The sequence below is a fragment of the Vibrio sp. 811 genome, from assembly GCF_033339195.1.
The window spans coordinates 1-754 of the sequence record NZ_JAWOUB010000334.1; the positions used below are offsets into that span (position 1 = coordinate 1).

Below are 754 nucleotides of genomic sequence, written 5' to 3' on the forward strand. Positions count from 1 at the left end.
AAATAGAGCAAAAACAGGTCAAGAAAAACCAAGCAAGCAAATGATGAGTAAGACGCGATCCCAAAATAAGCAAATAAAAACGGCCCAGAAATCTGGGCCGTTTTTACACAAGGAAACCGGTTAATTACGCGAAGCGCTCAACAATAATGTCATCGGCATTTTTGACAAACAGTGCGCCTTTTTCTTTCATCTCTGCGATCACGCTGTCCACCGTATCTGGCAGAACGGCGCGAGTTGCAGCTAGATTCACAATCACCTTAAAGCCGAGATCTAACGCTTGCATAACGGATTTCTTGACGCAGAAATCGAGCGCTAGTCCACCAACTACGACGGTATCTATTTTATTGCATTTCAGAAACTCATTTGCGCCCGTAGTTTTGGTGTCAGCCACGTCATGGAAGAAGATACCATAAGGATGCGCGTCCGGATCCATCCCTTTATTGACTTGGAAATCGTAGTCAAGCACTGGAGGTAACCCATCCAGAAGCTCTACGCCTGTTGTGCCAAGCACACAGTGGCGATTCCATTTTACGTCGACATTTGGCAAGCCAACGGGCTCTAGCATGTTCGCGGGCGTTTCTGCATCCCAAGCGGCTTTTGGTGGGTGCAAGTCACGGCTTACTAGCTTCAAGCGACCTTTCGCATGGTTTTTTAGTAGCTCCGGCACGATGTCCAATGCGCCTGCTACAGGTAATTCATCTGGACAAAGCTCACTAAAGCCTTTCTCTGGATCAACGTCGATCACTGCTGTAGT

Annotated in this window: 1 protein-coding gene; it reads right to left on the reverse strand. The window is 47.5% G+C overall.

What is annotated here, in order from left to right; translation table 11 throughout:
* Window positions 1-124 precede the first annotated feature (124 nt).
* Window positions 125-754: nicotinamidase (locus R7Q46_RS26700; protein ID WP_318078160.1), on the reverse strand; the 630-nt coding region annotated here is incomplete at its 5' end.